The organism is Rhodococcus sp. NPDC059179 (assembly GCF_042754885.1).
In the GTDB taxonomy this organism is placed as follows: domain Bacteria; phylum Actinomycetota; class Actinomycetes; order Mycobacteriales; family Mycobacteriaceae; genus Rhodococcus_G.
Window position 1 is genome coordinate 14,663 of the sequence record NZ_JBHZBV010000003.1, and the last position, 16,435, is coordinate 31,097.

The following is a 16,435-nucleotide window of genomic DNA, read 5'->3' on the forward strand; positions in this document are numbered from 1 at the left end:
GTACTCGGGGTGGACGTTCACATCAGTGCGGCGATCGCCGGGTAGCGGGGCGCAAAGACCCCGAGCGCGGTGGCCCGCTCGAAGTTCTCGTTACCGCGATGGGCGGCGAGGTCGCGGATGCTCGCCGCGCCGTAGTAGCCGACGGAGCCCGTGGCGGCGGACACCGACGATTCCGGTCCGCTCATCACGGCGGGCAGGTTTCGCTCGAACAGCTCGTGGCAGGCGCGCAGTCCGTTCATCATGACCTCCTGGAAGCGATCCTCCGGCCCGATCTCGAACCGCTCGACGTCGACCACCGCGCCGGTGTCGATGCCTGAATCCACTCGATGCAGCGTGGCCGCGTACTCGGTGCGGCCCTGGAGAATCGCGTGCACGATGGCTGCGGCCGGCAGTCCGCGGAACTCCGGCAGCTGGCCGTTGTGGATGTTGTAGATCCGCAGGTCCGAGTCCACGAGTGCGGACCCGAAGATCATCGGGTTGTTGATCGACCACACCACGGAGTCGGTACAGCCGCCCAGCAGGGTCTCGGCGTCGGCGTTGATGTCCGTGGTCTCCAGCTGCGCGAGCGCCTCGAGCCCCGCAGGTGCGACCTCGCCCGTTGGCGTGCAGACCAGGTCCACCGGGTAGCCCGACGCGGATGCGAATCGTGCGGCGCGCCACAGCAATGCGCCGCCTCCCACCAGGATCATCCTCGCTCCCCCACGGCCTGCGCGTGCAGAGCGGCGGCGCACACCCGACCGAGAGTGAGGTGGTGCACCAGGTCCTCGAGTTCGGCGACGAACGCCGCTTCCCCGTCGCGTCCGACGACAATGCGCGAGACCTGCGAGAGCATCTCCACCGAGGCGAGCGAATCCCCGCCCAGCGCGAAGAAGTCCGAATCAGCATGCAGGGTGCTCACATCGAGCACGAGGACCTTCGCCCAGATCTTGGCGATCTCGTCCGCGGCACGCGGTGCCACGCTGTCGCGCTTCCGGTCGGCGGTCGGTGCGATCTCGTCGGCGCGGAGCGCAGCGCCGTCGAGCTTGCCGTTGGCGGTCAGTGGGATCTCGTCGACGAGGTGGATCTCGGCCGGGACCATGTAGGCGGGCACCTTGTGCGCCAGGAACGCCCGCAGTTGCTGCGCCAGCTCGGGCGTACCCTCCTCGGCGACGCCCACGACGTAGGCGGCCAGGATGTTGTCTCCGCGTTCTGCGCGGCGGACCGCCACCACCGCGGCCCTGGCGGCAAGCGGGTGCTGTTCGATGGCGGCCTGCACCTCGCCCGGCTCGACGCGATTGCCCCGGATCTTGACCTGGCTGTCGATGCGACCCGCGAACTCGAGCGCACCCCCTGGCAGTCGACGGGCGAGGTCGCCGGCCCGGTAGCAGCGTTCGCCGGATGCCAACGTGACGAAGCGTTCGGCGGTGACATCCGGTCGGTTCAGGTATCCGCGCGCCACCTGCGGTCCGCCGAAGTACAGCTCGCCGATCTCGCCATCGGGCACCGGCCGACGTTCCGCGTCGAGCAGGTGCGCCGTGGTGCCTGCGGCAGGCACACCGATCGGCACCGGGCGCGGCGCCGTCGAGGGCTCGTCGTCCAGCACCTGGGCGGTGCACACGATCGACATCTCGGCCGGCCCGTAACTGTTGAGCAGCCGGCACCTCGGGCCGAACAGGTCACGGGCACTTGCGGCCAGCGGCCCGTGCAGCGCCTCGCCGCCGATACTGACCGTGCGCATCCCCTCCGGCCGCAGTCCCAGTCGGACCACCACCTCGAGCAGGCTCGGCGTCACCATCATCGTGTTCACCGTGGGACCTTCGAGCATCTCGGACAGGACCAGGTGATTGATCTCGTCCGGGACCAGCACCACCGCTCCCCCGCTGAGCAACGGGAGCAGCAGCGCCGCGCAGGCCATATCCGCGGCCTGCGTGTGATAGTGCGCGTACCGGGTGTCGGGTCCGAGCCGGTACCAGTCGGTGGCCGAGCGCATCAGGTTCACGATGCCCCGGTGTTCGACCTGAACGCCCTTGGGCCGCCCGGTCGAGCCGGAGGTGTAGGTGACGTAGACCAGATCGTCGGGAGTCGCGAGATCCGGCGCCCGCTCGGCCCCGGCGTGCGGCAGGCCGTCGACCACGAGGACGTCCGTTTCCCCGAAGGCGGCGCGATCGGCCAGCGCTCGCTCGATCACGCAATGGCTGACGCCTGCGTCCTCGAGAATGCCCAGAATCCGCTCGTCCGGGTGCCTGGGGTCGAGCGCGAGAAAGGCGCCGCCCGCCTTGATGATTCCCAGATGCCCCACGACGCCTGCGAGGGTGCGCCGGGCCAGCACCGCGACGACGTCTCCGCGGCGCACGCCCCGACCGCGCAACTCCGCGGCCACCACGTCGGCACGGGCGTCGAGTTCCGCGTAGCTGAGCTGACCGTCCGGGCCGATCGCCGCCACGGCGTCCGGGGTGCCGCGGACATGGTCGCCGAAGATGCTGGTCACCGTCGGTCCCGGGGTGGACGGCTCCGTCCCGAGCGCCCCGGTGATGTCGTTCAGCAGGCGCTCGAGCCTGGGCCCGATCCCCACTCCGTTGCGGCAGGATACGACGAGTTCGGTTCGCCCGCGCGCCTCAAGCACCGCGATCGAGAGCGGCACCATGCCCGTGTGCACCGGCAGTCCCCATGCCTCGTCCGCAGTGAATCCGGGGCAGCTCAGCTCGTCGAGATCGACTGTGCCCGTGTGGGAGACGATCGCCGACACCAGGTTTCCACCGGTACGGGAGCCGATGGACATGCCGGTGCGCAGGATCGCCCGCGCGGTCCACACCGGCATCTTCTGCAGCCCACCGTTGTTCATCTCGCCTAGCTCGCGCGACTCCACCATCCCGCGCAGCAGTTGACCGTGGATGCGGGACCAACCGTCCCCCGGCACGGTGTCCAGGAACAGCGGCAGCGCCAGGTTCGCCGTCGACCGGAGGTCCTTGTCGTGCCTGCGCAGGTCGACCGGGACCATGATCCGGGTCTTGCCCCCGACCGCCGCGGTGATCACCTCGGCGATCCGCGCGACCACGGCGGGCGAGGTTCCGTCCACTGTGCGCCTGCGCCAGAGAAAGTCCGATTCGCCTGGCGCCGGTCGTGCCCGCCCGAACGGCGAGCGCGCGGTCGGGATCAATGCCGTCGGCTTGCCGGTGACACCGAGAGACTCGACGAGGGTGTGGTCGGCGACCGCGTCCGGCACGCCGACCGGCCGGTCGCCGCGCAGCAGCCGGAACACCTCGACCGCCCACAGGTGCACGCCCTTGCCGTCCATCACACCGTGAAATGCCCTGAATACCACGGTATTCCGATCAGGCCCCAGTAGCAGGACCTCACAGGTCGGTCCGTGCTCCGGATCAAGGGGACGACTCAGCATCGGATGGTCGTCGAGGCAGACGTCGGCCAGCGTGTGGTCCGCGGCCACCACGACCGGGGGTGCGACGCCGCTGTCCACCCAACGCTCACCTCGCCGCACGAGCCGGGCGCCGGGGCAGGATTCGGATGCGCCTGCCACCGCGGCCGAGAGTTCGCCTTCCCCGATCGAGCCGGTCCCCTTGACCACCAGCTGGATGGCGAACGGGGGTGCCAGCGTCTGCATCGCCAGGTACAGGCGTTCAGTGGGCGAGATCGGTCGTTCGAAAAGGCGCACAACGGAAGACAACGTCGCTCCTAGCCGGTGGGATGCCGGAATAGTAGCCGGTCCTCGGCCCAACCGGGTCGGTTCAGATCGACTGACGCCGCCGCACGAACGAAGGGCCGCCACAGGACGTGTTCACGTCCGTGGCGGCCCTCCTGTGAGCGCGGAGGCTTCCCGTTAGCGGGAGGCCTTCTGCATGTTCTCGTCCAGCGCGCCGAGGAACTCCTCGGTGGTGAGGTAGCCCTGGTCGCCGCCGACGAGCGTCGCGAGATCCTTGGTCATCTGACCACCCTCGACGGTCTTGATGACGACATCCTCGAGCTGCTGAGCGAAGCCGATCACCTCGGGGGTGTTGTCCAGCTTGCCGCGGTGCTCGAGGCCCCGGGTCCACGCGAAGATGGACGCGATGGGGTTCGTCGAGGTGGGCTTGCCCTGCTGATGCTGCCGGTAGTGCCGGGTGACGGTGCCGTGCGCGGCCTCCGCCTCGCAGGTCTTTCCGTCCGGCGTCAGCAGCACGGAGGTCATCAGGCCGAGCGAGCCGAAGCCCTGCGCGACGGTGTCCGACTGGACGTCGCCGTCGTAGTTCTTGCAGGCCCAGACGTAGCCACCCTCCCACTTGAGAGCGGAGGCGACCATGTCGTCGATGAGGCGGTGCTCGTAGGTGAGGCCTGCCGCGTCGAACTCGGACTTGAACTCGGTCTCGTACACGCTCTGGAAGATGTCCTTGAAGGCACCGTCGTACGCCTTGAGGATGGTGTTCTTCGTGGAGAGGTACACCGGGTAGTTCTGCTGCAGGCCGTAGTTGAGCGAGGCCCGTGCGAAGTCCTCGATGGACCTGGTGAAGTTGTACTGGCCCTGGACGATTCCGCCGCCCTCGGGGAAGTTCACCAACTCGTGCTCGATCGGCTCGCTGCCGTCCTCGGGGGTGTAGGTGATCATCACCTTGCCGGGGCCGGGAACCTTGAAGTCGGTGGCGCGGTACTGGTCACCGAACGCGTGACGGCCGATGATGATCGGCTTGGTCCAGCCCGGAACCAATCGCGGGACGTTCGAGATGATGATCGGCGCGCGGAAGATCGTGCCACCGAGGATGTTGCGGATGGTCCCGTTGGGGGAACGCCACATCTTCTTGAGGCCGAACTCCTCGACGCGTGCCTCGTCCGGCGTGATGGTCGCGCACTTGACGCCGACGCCGTGCTTCTTGATCGCGTTCGCGGCATCGATCGTGACCTGGTCATCGGTCTTGTCGCGGTACTCGATACCGAGGTCGTAGTACTCGAGATTCACATCCAGGTACGGATGGATCAGCTTGTCCTTGATGAACTGCCAGATAATGCGGGTCATCTCATCGCCGTCGAGTTCGACGACGGTGCCTTCAACCTTGATCTTGGACATGTGGTATTCGCGTCCTCCTAGGAAGTGTCCCCTGGTCACACGGCTCGGACCCCGCTTTGTGAGCGAGACCACGAACGACTCAATCAGTAATCTATACAACGCAAGCGGACCTGGTCGATCCGCACCAAACAAGACGAGCGTACTGCTAACCGAGTCGGGCGCAACCGCTGGCCCACCCCCACCGAACCTACCGATCGGTAGCTTTGCGCAGCTCAGCGCGGACTTAGGTCGTGATCTCGGAGGCCGGAATCACTCGCCACGTTCGATGCTCTGGCCAACCCACTGCCGACGGCGTGTGATGGGGGTAGCTGAAGTCGTCGACGGGAGCTGACGATGACCGACGAATCAACCGCAGGACCCCGACCGGTCCGCGCGCCCCGCGGCACCGCCATGACCTGCCGCGGGTGGCAGCAGGAGGGCGCCCTCCGGATGCTGATGAACAATCTGGACCCTGAGGTCGCCGAGCGGCCCGACGACCTCGTCGTCTATGGCGGCACCGGCCGCGCCGCCCGCAACTGGGCGGCGTACGACGCGATCGTCCGGACGCTGCGGACACTCGCGGACGACGAGACCCTGCTGGTGCAGTCGGGCAAGCCGGTCGGGGTGCTGCGGACCGACGAATGGGCGCCGCGGGTGCTCATCGCGAACTCCAATCTGGTCGGCGACTGGGCCAACTGGCCGAAGTTCCGTCGCCTCGAGGCACTCGGGTTGATGATGTACGGCCAGATGACCGCCGGCTCGTGGATCTACATCGGCAGCCAGGGCATCCTGCAGGGCACCTACGAGACGTTCGGCGCGGTCGCTCAGAAACGGTTCGGGGGCTCGCTGGCGGGGACGATCACCCTGACCGCCGGGCTGGGCGGCATGGGCGGCGCTCAGCCGCTGGCGGTGACCATGAACGGCGGTGTCGCGATCTGCGTCGAGTGCGACCCGGACCGGATCAATCGCCGCATGGCACATCACTATCTCGACGTGAAGACCGAGAGCATCGAGTCGGCGCTGGAGATGGCCGTCCTCGCTCGTGACGAGGGTCATCCGCTGTCGATCGGGCTGCTCGGCAACGCGGCGGAGGTGCTGCCACGGCTGCTCGCGATGAAAGCGCCGATCAATGTCGTCACCGATCAGACCTCCGCGCACGACCCGTTGAGCTATCTGCCGATCGGGATCGCGGTCCTGGACTGGCACCGGCTGGCAGAGAAGGACCCCGACTGGTTCACCACCGAGGCCCGCGAGTCCATGGCCGCGCACGTCGCGGCGATGGTCGGATTCCTGGACGCAGGCGCCGAGGTGTTCGACTACGGCAACTCGATCCGCGACGAGGCCAGAAAGGGCGGCTACGACCGGGCCTTCGATATCCCCGGCTTCGTTCCCGCCTACATCCGGCCGCTGTTCGAGGAGGGCCGCGGCCCGTTCCGCTGGGTCGCGCTGTCCGGCGATCCGAGGGACATCGCGGCCACCGACCGGGCGATCGTCGACCTCTTCCCCGACGACGAGCACCTCCGTCGCTGGATCACCTTGGCAGGCGAGAAGGTCCGATTCGAGGGCCTGCCCGCGCGCATCTGCTGGCTCGGCTACGGGCAGCGGCACCTGGCGGGACTGAGGTTCAACGAGATGGTCGGCTCCGGTGAGATCTCCGCGCCGCTCGCCATCGGCCGCGACCACCTCGATTCGGGATCCGTCGCCTCGCCCTACCGCGAGACCGAGGCGATGGCCGACGGCTCCGACGCGATCGCCGACTGGCCGCTGCTCAACGCGCTGGTCAACACGGCCTCCGGGGCGTCCTGGGTGTCGATCCACCAGGGCGGCGGCGTCGGCATGGGACGGTCCATCCACGCCGGACAGGTGTGCATAGCCGACGGCACCGAACTCGCCGCGCGCAAGCTCGAGCGGGTGCTCACCAACGATCCCGCCACCGGCGTCATCCGGCACGTGGACGCCGGATACCCCCGCGCGGCCGAGGTGGCCGCCGCACGCGGTGTTCGCATCCCGATGTGGGAGGGGTAGCGCCGTGAGCATCAGCCCGTGGGTGGTGATCGACAACATCGGCACCCTGGTCACCAACGACCAGGAGACCGGCGAGGGCGCGCTCGGGCTGATCCACGACGCCGCGGTCGTGCTGGGCGACGGCATCGTCCAGTGGGTGGGCCCGCGCTCGCGCATCCCGGAGGGCAGCGCGGACGCCGCCGTGGACCTCGACGGCCGGGCGGCCCTACCCGGATTCGTCGACAGCCACGCGCATCTCGTCTTCGGCGGCGAGCGGGCCGAGGAATTCGCGGCGAGGATGTCCGGCGCCGCCTACGGCGCGGGCGGCATCGGCACCACCGTCGCGGCGACCCGTGGTGCCACCGACGCCGAACTGGCCGCGAACACCGCGCGACTGGTCGCCGAATCCCTGCGCTCGGGCACCACGACGATCGAATGCAAGTCGGGGTACGGGCAGACGGTCGTCGACGAGCTGCGAAGCCTCGAGGTGGCGGCGACGTTCACACCCGAGACGACGCTGCTGGCCGCGCACCTGACGCCGCCCGAGTTCGCCGGGGACAGCGACGCTTACGTGCGGATGGTGTGCGAGGAGATGGTCCCGGCGTGCGCACCGAACGCCCGATGGATCGACGTGTTCTGCGAACGGGGGGCGTTCGACGCGGACCAGTCGCGGGCCGTGCTCGAGGCGGGCGTCGCCGCGGGCCTCACGCCGCGGGTGCACGGCAACCAGCTCGGCCACGGCCCAGGGGTCCGGCTCGCCGTCGAGCTGGGCGCCGCCTCCGTGGACCACGTCAATTTCACGACGGACGCGGACATCGAGGCGCTGGCGGCGGGGCGGACGGTCGCCACGCTGCTGCCGTGCGCCGACTTCTCCACCCGCAACAGGTATCCCGATGCGCGGGCCCTACTCGATGCAGGCGTCACGGTCGCGCTTGCATCGGACTGCAATCCCGGCACGAGCTACACGACCAGCATTCCGTTGTGCATCGCCCTGGCAGTGCTCGAGACGCACCTGAGCCCGGACGAGGCGGTGATGGCCGCGACGGCGGGCGGCGCGGCGGCGCTGCGGCGCACCGACATCGGGCACATTAGGGTCGGCGCCCGGGCCGACCTGATCGCGCTGGACGCGCCGTCGCACCTGTACCTGGCGTACCGGCCGGGCGTGCCGCTGGTCCGTGAGGTGTGGAAGGACGGGTACCGACGATGACAAAGGTTGACCTGACACCTGGCACCTGGTCGGGACGCGATGACGGGTCCGGGCCCGAGCACCTGCGCTGGCACTCGGCGGTGTCGCCGTTCGAAGCCGACACCGCGCCGGGGGCAACCGTTCTGGTCGGGTTCCGCAGCGACGAGGGGGTGCGCCGAAACAAAGGCAGGCCGGGCGCGGCACGGGGCCCGACCGCCCTGCGTCATGCGCTCGCCCCGATGGCGCTTGCCGCGCCGATCCGCGTGTTCGACGCAGGCGATGTGGCGGTCGCCGTTGGCCACCTGGAAGCAGGACAGCGGCGGCTCGGTGAGGTGGTGGCCGGCCTGCTCGACGCCGGGCATTTCGTCGTCGTGCTCGGCGGCGGGCACGAGGTGGCGTACGGCGACTACCTCGGGATCGTCGGCTCTGCCGGTTTCGATTCGGGTGCGCGCCTCGGCGTACTGAACCTGGACGCACACTTCGACCTTCGCGACGATCCCGCGGCGAGCTCCGGGACACCGTTCCGACAGATGGCCGAAAGCGAAGCGGCACAGGGGCGCTCACTGGACTACGCGGTCGTGGGCATCTCCCAGCCCGGCAACACCTCGGCGCTGTTCGCGCGGGCCGAGTCGCTTGGTGTGCGATATCTCCTCGACGACGAGTGCACGGCAGCGAACATGCCTGCGGTCGAGTCGTTCGTCGACGAGTTCTTGCGCTCGGTGGACCTGGTGCACCTGAGCGTCGACCTGGATGTCCTGCCCGCGGCCGTCGCTCCCGGCGTCAGCTCCCCCGCGGCGTTCGGGGTACCGCTCGAAGTGGTCCAGCGGGTGTGCGACATCGTGGCGCGCAGCGGCAGGCTCGCGCTGCTCGATGTCGCCGAGCTCAACCCGAAGCTCGACTTCGACAACCGGACGGCTCGGACCGCGGCCCGACTGATCCACCGCGTCGTCACGTGGCGGGCTCCGGTCGACTGATCGACCGGTCCCTCTCAGCCCAGCTCCCCGACCACCGCCTCTGCGGCCCCGACCAGCGCACCCGAGGCCGCCAACTCGACCGCGGCCCCGATCTCGGGGGCGAGGAACCGGTCCGGGCCGGGGCCCCCGACGCGGGCCCGGATCGCGTCCCGCACCGCACCGGTCGCGGGCGACGGCCGCAGCGGTGCCCGCAGGTCCAGCGCCCGTGCCGCGGTGAGCGCCTCGATCGCGAGCACCCGCGTCAGTCCGTCGATCGACCGTCGCAGCTTGCGTGCGGCCGACCATCCCATCGACGCGTGGTCCTCTTGCATCGCCGAGGAGGGAATCGAATCCACGCTCGCAGGCGATGCCAGCCGCTTGAGCTCCGAGACGATCGCGGCCTGGGTGTACTGGGCGATCATGTGCCCGCTGTCGACCCCGGGGCCGTAGGCCAGGAACGGGGGCAGCCCATGGCTGCGCGCGATGTCGAGGAACCGATCGGTTCGGCGCTCGCTCATGCCCGCCACATCCGCGATGACGATCGCGAGGAAGTCGAGCACGTAGGCCACCGGCGCCCCGTGAAAGTTACCGTTCGACTCGACCCTGCCGTCGAGGGTCACCACGGGGTTGTCGATGGCGCTCGCGAGCTCGCGGGCCGCGACCGCGTCGGCGTGGGCGAGGGTGTCGCGGGCGGCGCCTGCGACCTGCGGCGCGCATCGCAGCGAGTAGGCGTCCTGGACCACGGGGCAGTCGGGGTTGGCGTGGCTGGCGACGATCTCGGAGCCCGCCAACAGCCGGACCATGTTCGCCGCCGCGACGGCCTGACCGGGATGCGGGCGCAGCGCTTGGAGGTCGGCAGCGAACACCCGATCCGTGCCGAGCAGCCCCTCGACGCTCATCGCCGCGGTGACGTCTGCCAACTGCAGCAACCGGCGCAGGTCGTCGCAGGCGAGCAGCAGCATGCCGAGCATCCCGTCCGTGCCGTTGATCAGCGCGAGGCCCTCCTTCTCCTCGAGGGCGACGGGGTAGATCCCGGCCGCGGCCAGCGCGCCTGCGGCGGGCTGCAACTCCCCCGCGGCATCGCGGACCAGGCCCTCCCCGGTCACCGCGATCGCCACGTGTGCGAGCGGCGCGAGGTCGCCCGAGCAGCCGAGGCTGCCGAACTCGGGAACCACGGGCGTGATCCCCGCCGACAGCAGCGCGGCGTAGGCGCGCGCCACCTCGGGTCGCACCCCGGTGCGACCGGTCGCGAGCGTGGACAGCCGCAGCAGCATCATCGCGCGCACCACCTCCCGCTCGACCTCGGGACCGCTGCCCGCGGCATGCGAGCGGATCAGGCTGCGTTGCAGCTGGGCGCGCAGCTCGGGAGGGATGTAACGGGTGGCCAGCGCACCGAAACCAGTGGACACGCCGTACACAGGACCGGAATCCTGCGCGAGCTCCTCGATGCGCGCCCGGGTTGCCGCCATCGCTGCCGCGGCATCCTCCGACAGCCACACATGGGCGCCGGATCGCGCCACGCGCAGCACCTCGTCTGGCGTCAGGGCGCCGACGCCGACCACGACCGGTCCGGTGTTGTCCACCGCGGGCTCCTCCGTCGGGAAGCGAACTGCTGCACACATCCTCCCGCCGCGGCGGGCTCGGCGCGGGGGAATCGTCGTCAGGACGGCTGACGGACGAGTTCCTGCTCGGATTCCGGCCGGGGTCGGACGAAGCGGAGGTAGGCAAGGGTGAGAAGGATCAGCCACACTGCCCCGACCACCAGCGCCACCCTGGTATCGGCGGAGAAGGCGAGGACGACGATCACGAAGACCAGGAATGCGATCGCCAGCAGCTGCCCGTACGGCCAGAACGGCACCGGGAACTTCAGCTCCGACTCCTCGTCCGCGCTCATCTGGCGCCGGGAGCGGTACTGCGACAGCAGGATCATCAGCCAGACGAAGATCGTGGCGAACGTGGCGATCGAGGCGATCACGAGGAACACCGAGTCCGGGATGGCGTAGTTGAGCAGCACCCCGACGAGCAGGGCGACGGTCATGATCACCACGGTCATCCACGGCACGCCGTTCCGCGAGACCCTCAGCATGATCGCGGGCGCCTGGCCGCGCTGCGCCATCCCGTACATCATCCGGCCCGCGCCGAAGATGTCGCTGTTGATCGCGGACAGAGCCGCGGTGATCACCACGATGTTCAGCACGGTCGCTGCGGGGCCGATGCCGAGCCCCTGGAAGATCTGCACGAACGGGCTGCCATCGGTCCCGATGCTCTGCCACGGGTTGATCGCCATGATCACGGCCAGCGTCAGCACGTAGAAGAGCATGATCCGGATCGGCACCGTGTTGACCGCGCGCGGGATGGTCCGCTCCGGGTCCTGCGCCTCGCCCGCGGTGACGCCGATGATCTCGGTCCCGCCGAAGGCGAAGACCACGATCGCGAAGCAGCCGACGAAACCGCCGAAGCCGGTCGCGAAGAACCCGCCCTCGCTCCACAGCTGGCTGACCCCGGTGCCGGTGTCGTGGATACCGAACCCGAAGATCAGGATCGCGACTCCTGCCGCGATCATCGCCACGATGGCGGCGACCTTGATCAGCGTGAACCAGAATTCGAGTTCGCCGAACACCTTGACGCTGAGCAGGTTGATCGCGCCGATGAAGAAGACGATCGCCAGCACCCAGATCCACCGTGGCACGTCCGGGAACCAGAAGCCCATGTAGACGCCGAACGCGGTCACGTCCGCCAGGCAGACGACGATCATCTCGAAGGTGTACGTCCACCCCGTCATGAACCCGGCGAGTGGTCCGAGATACTTGCTCGCGTACTCGCCGAACGACCCGGACACCGGGTTCCTGACGGCCATCTCGCCGAGCGCACGGAGCACGAGGTACACCGCGACGCCGCCGATCAGGTAGGCGAGCAGCACGGACGGCCCTGCCTGCTCGATCGCGGCGGCGGAGCCGTAGAAGAGCCCCGTTCCGATGGCCGAGCCCAGTGCGATGAATCGGATGTGCCGGGCGGTGAGACCTCGGGTCAGCGCCACGGCGGCGGCTTTCACTATCGGTCTCCTGCGAACGGTGCTTGATACTTCAACGACGCAGGCAGTTTAGTCCTGTTGCACAGGTCACGCCGCGGCGCGTCACCCTCGACTCCCCGCGGACCGACCGCGCCGACGCCTCCGCCGACAGCCCTCGCTTTCGGCCGCGCGACGACAGCCGCTAAACTCGACTGCGGTCATGAGTACCAGCATCAAGCCCCGGCTAGCTGGTCGGCAACCCTCCATCCGCGGTGGGGTGCCCCGGGTGATGACCGGGTTGTCCGCGGAGCAGTCTTCGGATGACAAGCGCGGGTCCGCTGGGACGGACCCACAAACCGGGCCACGACCCACCGGAGGTTCACCATGTGTTGTTGTCGAAGATAGGCCCAAACTGTTGCCCCTTGGCGCCCGCTCGGCGCCGATCTCCCCACATCCTGGAGTAGACAACACATGAGCGAGAACAGCAGCCCCGAGGCCGATCCGACCACCAGTTGGAGCTTCGAGACCAAGCAGATCCATGCCGGCCAGACCTCGGACGCCACCACCAAGGCCCGCGCCCTGCCGATCTACCAGACCACCTCGTACACCTTCGACAACACCGACCACGCCGCCGCGCTGTTCGGTCTCGCCGAGCCCGGCAACATCTACACCCGCATCATGAACCCGACCCAGGACGCGGTCGAACAGCGGATCGCGGCCCTCGAGGGCGGCGTCGCCGCGCTCCTACTCGCATCGGGACAGGCCGCGGCGACGTTTGCGATCCTGAACCTGGCGGAGGCAGGCGACCACGTCGTCTCCAGCCCGCGGCTGTACGGCGGCACCTACAACCTCTTCCATTACACGCTGCCGAAGCTCGGCATCACCGTCGACTTCGTCGAGGACCCGGATGACCTCGAGCAGTGGCGCGCGGCGATCAAGCCGAACACCAAGGCCTTCTTCGGCGAGACCATCTCCAACCCGAAGAACGACATCTTCGACATCCCGGGCGTCTCTGCCGTTGCGCACGAGAACGGCATCCCGCTGATCGTCGACAACACGGTCGCCACGCCGTACCTGATCCAGCCGATCGCGCACGGCGCCGACATCGTGGTGCATTCGGCCACCAAGTACCTCGGCGGCCACGGCACCGCGATCGCGGGCGTGATCGTCGACGGCGGCGCCTTCGACTGGACCCAGGGCAGGCATCCGAACTTCACCACCCCTGACCCGAGCTATCACGGCGCGGTCTTCGCGGACCTCGGCGCGCCCGCCTTCGCCCTCAAGGCCCGGGTGCAGCTGCTCCGCGACGTGGGCGCCGCGGTCTCGCCGTTCAACGCCTTCCTCATCAGCCAGGGGCTCGAGACGCTGAGCCTGCGCATCGAGCGGCACGTCGAGAACGCCACCCGGGTCGCCGAGTTCCTGCAGGCCCGGCCCGAGGTCGTGTCGGTCGCGTATGCCGGCCTGCCGTCGTCGCCGTGGTACGAGCGCGGACAGCAGCTCGCACCGAGGGGCGCGGGTGCCATCGTGGCATTCGAGCTGGCAGGCGGGGTCGACGCGGGCAAGAAGTTCGTCAACGCGCTCACCCTGCACAGCCATGTCGCTAATATCGGCGACGTGCGTTCGCTCGTCATCCACCCCGCCTCCACAACGCATTCGCAGCTGTCCGCTGAGGAGCAGCTGGCATCGGGAGTGACCCCGGGCTTGGTGCGGCTGGCGGTCGGCATCGAGGGCATCGACGACATCCTGGCCGATCTCGAGACCGGTTTGACGGCGGCGGCATCTTGACAGTCAGCTCCGAGTCAGGCGCCCGTTCGGCGCGGCCTCCGCAGGGACGCACACCGTCCCTCGCGGGGTTCCCGCCGCCGAACGGGCGTCTGACGAGCATCGGTATCGGCTCGCTGGAGCTGGAGAGCGGTGTCGTCCTGCCGGAGGTCACCCTCGCCGTTCAAGCGTGGGGCGAGCCGAGCGCCACCTTCGACAACGTGGTGCTCGTCGAGCACGCCCTGACCGGGGACTCTCACGTCTCCGGTCCGGTGGACGACGAGCACCCGTCACCGGGCTGGTGGAACGGGATGGTCGGCCCCGGCGCCCCCATCGACACCGACGAATGGTGTGTGCTCGCCACGAACGTCCTCGGAGGCTGCCGCGGCACCACCGGACCCGCCTCCCTCGACCCCGACGGTCAGCCGTGGGGATCGCGTTTTCCGGAGATCTCCATCCGCGACCAGGTGTCGGCGGAGGTCGCGCTGGCCGATCTTCTCGGCATCGACCGGTTCGCGGCCGTCGTCGGCGGCTCGATGGGCGGCATGCGGACCCTCGAATGGACGGTCGGCTACCCGGAACGGGTCGGCACCGCGCTCATCCTGGCAGTCGGTGCGCGGGCGACCGCGGACCAGATCGGGACACAGACCACGCAGATGGCCGCGATCGCTGCCGACCCCGACTGGCTGGGCGGCGACTACCACGGCACCGGCCGGGTGCCTCGTACCGGGTTGGGCATCGCCCGCCGCATTGCGCACCTGACCTATCGCACCGAGGACGAACTCGACACCCGGTTCGCGAACGACACGCAGCCGGGTGAGGATCCCAGTCGGGGTGGCCGGTACGCGGTGCAGAGCTATCTCGAGCACCAGGCGGACAAGCTCGTCGCCCGCTTCGACCCGGGCACCTACGTTCTGCTCACCGAGGCGATGAACCGTCACGACGTGGGGCGCGGACGCGGCGGTGTCGAGGCTGCCCTTGCGTCGACTCCCGTCCCGGTGATCGTCGGCGGCGTGGACTCCGACCGGCTCTATCCGCTGCGGCAGCAGGAGGAGTTGGCCGAGTACCTGCCCGGCTGCGACGGGCTGCGCGTGGTGAACTCCAGGTACGGTCACGACGGCTTCCTCACCGAGGCCGAGTGGGTCACCAAACTACTCGGCGAGACCATGGCCATGGCCAGGGCACGTCGCGGCTCCGTCGCCGGATAACACCTGCTCCCGCCGGGACGGCCGGATTCTCGTGATCGTCCTCATCGCAGGCGTCGGGTCGATAGCATCGGCGCCGTGCGTTCGTCTGTGATCCACCCCGTCTCGACTCCCCTCCCGCTGCCGATCCCCGTCATGACCGCCATGTCGACATCGGACACCCCGACGATCAGGGCGTTCCCGCCGCCCGACGGATCCCAGGTCAGCGTCGGGATCGGCTCGCTCCGGCTGGAGAACGGCGACCTGCTGCCGGACGTCACGCTTGCCGTCCAGTGCTGGGGCACTCCGAGCCAGGAGCTCGACAACATCGTGCTGATTGAGCACGCGCTGACCGGCGACTCCCACGTCACCGGCCCCGCCGACGCCGAGCACCTCTCCCCCGGATGGTGGAACGGCATGGTCGGACCCGGCGCGCCCCTCGACACCGACGTGTGGTGCGTGCTGGCCGCCAACGTGCTCGGAGGCTGCCGCGGTACCACCGGCCCGAGCTCGCCTGCCCCGGACGGCGCGCCGTGGGGGTCCCGCTTCCCCACCATCTCCGTCCGTGACCAGGTCGAAGCGGAGGTCGCGCTGGCCGACGCGCTGGGGATCGAGCGATTCGCGTCCGTCATCGGCGGCTCGATGGGCGGCATGCGGACCCTCGAGTGGATGGTCGGCCACCCGGACCGCGTCGGCTCGGCCCTGGTCCTGGCGGTCGGCGCGTGTGCGACCGCGGACCAGATCGGGACACAGAGCACCCAGATCGCCGCGATCACCGCGGACCCCGACTGGCAGGGCGGCGACTACCACGGCACCGGCAGGTCACCGGACAACGGGCTGCGCATCGCCAGGCGGATCGCCCACCTGTCCTATCGCGCCGAGGCAGGCCTGAACGCGAACTTCGGGAATGCCCCTCAGTCGGGCGAAGATCCGTGGCGCGGTGGCCGCTACGCGGTGCAGAGCTATCTCGAGTACCAGGCGGACAAGCTGGTGGCCCGCTTCGATCCCGGCACCTACGTGGTACTGACCGACGCCATCAATCGGCACGACGTCGGGCGCGGGCGCGGCGGGGTAGCGGCCGCGTTGGCGTCGACCCCGGTCCCGGCGATCGTCGGCGGCGTCGACTCGGACCGGTTGTTCCCGCTGCGCCAACTCGAAGAGGTGGCGCAGCACCTGCCGGGCTGCGACGGCCTACGACTGGTGCGCTCCGCGGACGGCCACGACGGCTTCCTCACCGAGGTCGAGTGGGTCACCTCGCTGCTCGGCGAGACCCTCGCCCTGGCCAGGGCCACTCGCGTGAGCGCCGCCACGGTGTGACACCGGTTT

Annotated in this window: 11 protein-coding genes and 1 riboswitch; of the genes, 6 read left to right on the forward strand and 5 right to left on the reverse strand. The window is 69.3% G+C overall.

Features of this window, described 5'->3' with window-relative positions; all coding sequences use genetic code 11:
* Window positions 1–17: 17 nt before the first annotated feature.
* From ACFXMV_RS08395 to ACFXMV_RS08405, 3 genes are all read right to left on the reverse strand, one after another.
* On the reverse strand, window positions 18–689 hold the full coding sequence (locus ACFXMV_RS08395; protein ID WP_378498803.1) for a formyltransferase family protein: 672 nt from the start codon (window positions 687–689) through the stop codon (window positions 18–20).
* Window positions 686–3,661, reverse strand: coding sequence for a non-ribosomal peptide synthetase (locus tag ACFXMV_RS08400; RefSeq protein WP_378498804.1), 2,976 nt, complete (start codon window positions 3,659–3,661; stop codon window positions 686–688). Before ACFXMV_RS08400 ends, ACFXMV_RS08395 begins: the two co-directional genes overlap by 4 nt.
* Window positions 3,662–3,814: 153 nt before the next feature.
* Entirely contained in the window at window positions 3,815–5,032 is a 1,218-nt protein-coding gene (locus ACFXMV_RS08405) for an NADP-dependent isocitrate dehydrogenase (RefSeq protein WP_378498805.1), read from the reverse strand.
* A gap of 333 nt (window positions 5,033–5,365) precedes the next feature.
* Here ACFXMV_RS08405 and hutU point away from each other — a divergent pair, with 333 nt between their 5' ends.
* Genes hutU through hutG form a run of 3 tightly spaced genes read left to right on the forward strand, consistent with a single transcriptional unit; the run spans window position 5,366 to window position 9,175 of the window.
* On the forward strand, window positions 5,366–7,036 hold the full coding sequence (gene hutU / locus ACFXMV_RS08410; RefSeq protein ID WP_378503099.1) for a urocanate hydratase: 1,671 nt from the start codon (window positions 5,366–5,368) through the stop codon (window positions 7,034–7,036).
* 4 nt (window positions 7,037–7,040) lie between these two features.
* The gene (hutI, locus tag ACFXMV_RS08415) at window positions 7,041–8,222 is read left to right on the forward strand and encodes an imidazolonepropionase (protein WP_378498807.1); all 1,182 of its coding nucleotides are present in this window, start codon (window positions 7,041–7,043) and stop codon (window positions 8,220–8,222) included.
* The gene (gene hutG / locus ACFXMV_RS08420; protein WP_378503098.1) at window positions 8,219–9,175 is read left to right on the forward strand and encodes a formimidoylglutamase; all 957 of its coding nucleotides are present in this window, start codon (window positions 8,219–8,221) and stop codon (window positions 9,173–9,175) included. The genes hutI and hutG overlap by 4 nt, the downstream gene beginning before the upstream one ends.
* Window positions 9,176–9,189: 14 nt before the next feature.
* Here hutG and hutH read toward each other — a convergent pair whose 3' ends face one another.
* Both hutH and ACFXMV_RS08430 read right to left on the reverse strand, forming a co-directional pair.
* A complete protein-coding gene (gene hutH, locus ACFXMV_RS08425; RefSeq protein WP_378500436.1) occupies window positions 9,190–10,737 on the reverse strand; it encodes a histidine ammonia-lyase in 1,548 nt (515 codons plus the stop codon).
* 77 nt (window positions 10,738–10,814) lie between these two features.
* On the reverse strand, window positions 10,815–12,206 hold the full coding sequence (locus ACFXMV_RS08430; RefSeq protein ID WP_378500435.1) for an amino acid permease: 1,392 nt from the start codon (window positions 12,204–12,206) through the stop codon (window positions 10,815–10,817).
* 174 nt (window positions 12,207–12,380) lie between these two features.
* A riboswitch (SAM riboswitch) is annotated at window positions 12,381–12,500 on the forward strand.
* Window positions 12,501–12,635: 135 nt separating this feature from the next.
* Here ACFXMV_RS08430 and ACFXMV_RS08435 point away from each other — a divergent pair.
* The 3 genes from ACFXMV_RS08435 (at window position 12,636) to ACFXMV_RS08445 (ending at window position 16,426) form a co-directional block, all read left to right on the forward strand.
* The gene (locus tag ACFXMV_RS08435; RefSeq protein ID WP_378500434.1) at window positions 12,636–13,949 is read left to right on the forward strand and encodes a bifunctional o-acetylhomoserine/o-acetylserine sulfhydrylase; all 1,314 of its coding nucleotides are present in this window, start codon (window positions 12,636–12,638) and stop codon (window positions 13,947–13,949) included.
* Window positions 13,950–14,038: 89 nt separating this feature from the next.
* Window positions 14,039–15,133: a homoserine O-acetyltransferase gene (locus ACFXMV_RS08440; protein ID WP_378500438.1), complete on the forward strand. Its 1,095-nt coding sequence runs from the start codon at window positions 14,039–14,041 to the stop codon at window positions 15,131–15,133.
* 141 nt (window positions 15,134–15,274) lie between these two features.
* Complete coding sequence (locus ACFXMV_RS08445; protein ID WP_378503132.1) at window positions 15,275–16,426, forward strand: homoserine O-acetyltransferase; 1,152 nt, start codon at window positions 15,275–15,277, stop codon at window positions 16,424–16,426.
* The last annotated feature ends 9 nt before the right edge of the window (window positions 16,427–16,435 follow it).

What these genes read in the sequence shown, in the direction of transcription:
- ACFXMV_RS08445 (WP_378503132.1), top strand. Translation starts at nt 15,275, where the DNA reads ATGTCGACATCGGACACCCCGACGATCAGGGCGTTCCCGCCGCCCGAC.
- hutG (WP_378503098.1), top strand. Translation starts at nt 8,219, where the DNA reads ATGACAAAGGTTGACCTGACACCTGGCACCTGGTCGGGACGCGATGAC.
- ACFXMV_RS08435 (WP_378500434.1), top strand. Translation starts at nt 12,636, where the DNA reads ATGAGCGAGAACAGCAGCCCCGAGGCCGATCCGACCACCAGTTGGAGC.
- ACFXMV_RS08395 (WP_378498803.1), bottom strand. Translation starts at nt 689, where the DNA reads ATGATCCTGGTGGGAGGCGGCGCATTGCTGTGGCGCGCCGCACGATTC.
- hutU (WP_378503099.1), top strand. Translation starts at nt 5,366, where the DNA reads ATGACCGACGAATCAACCGCAGGACCCCGACCGGTCCGCGCGCCCCGC.
- ACFXMV_RS08405 (WP_378498805.1), bottom strand. Translation starts at nt 5,032, where the DNA reads ATGTCCAAGATCAAGGTTGAAGGCACCGTCGTCGAACTCGACGGCGAT.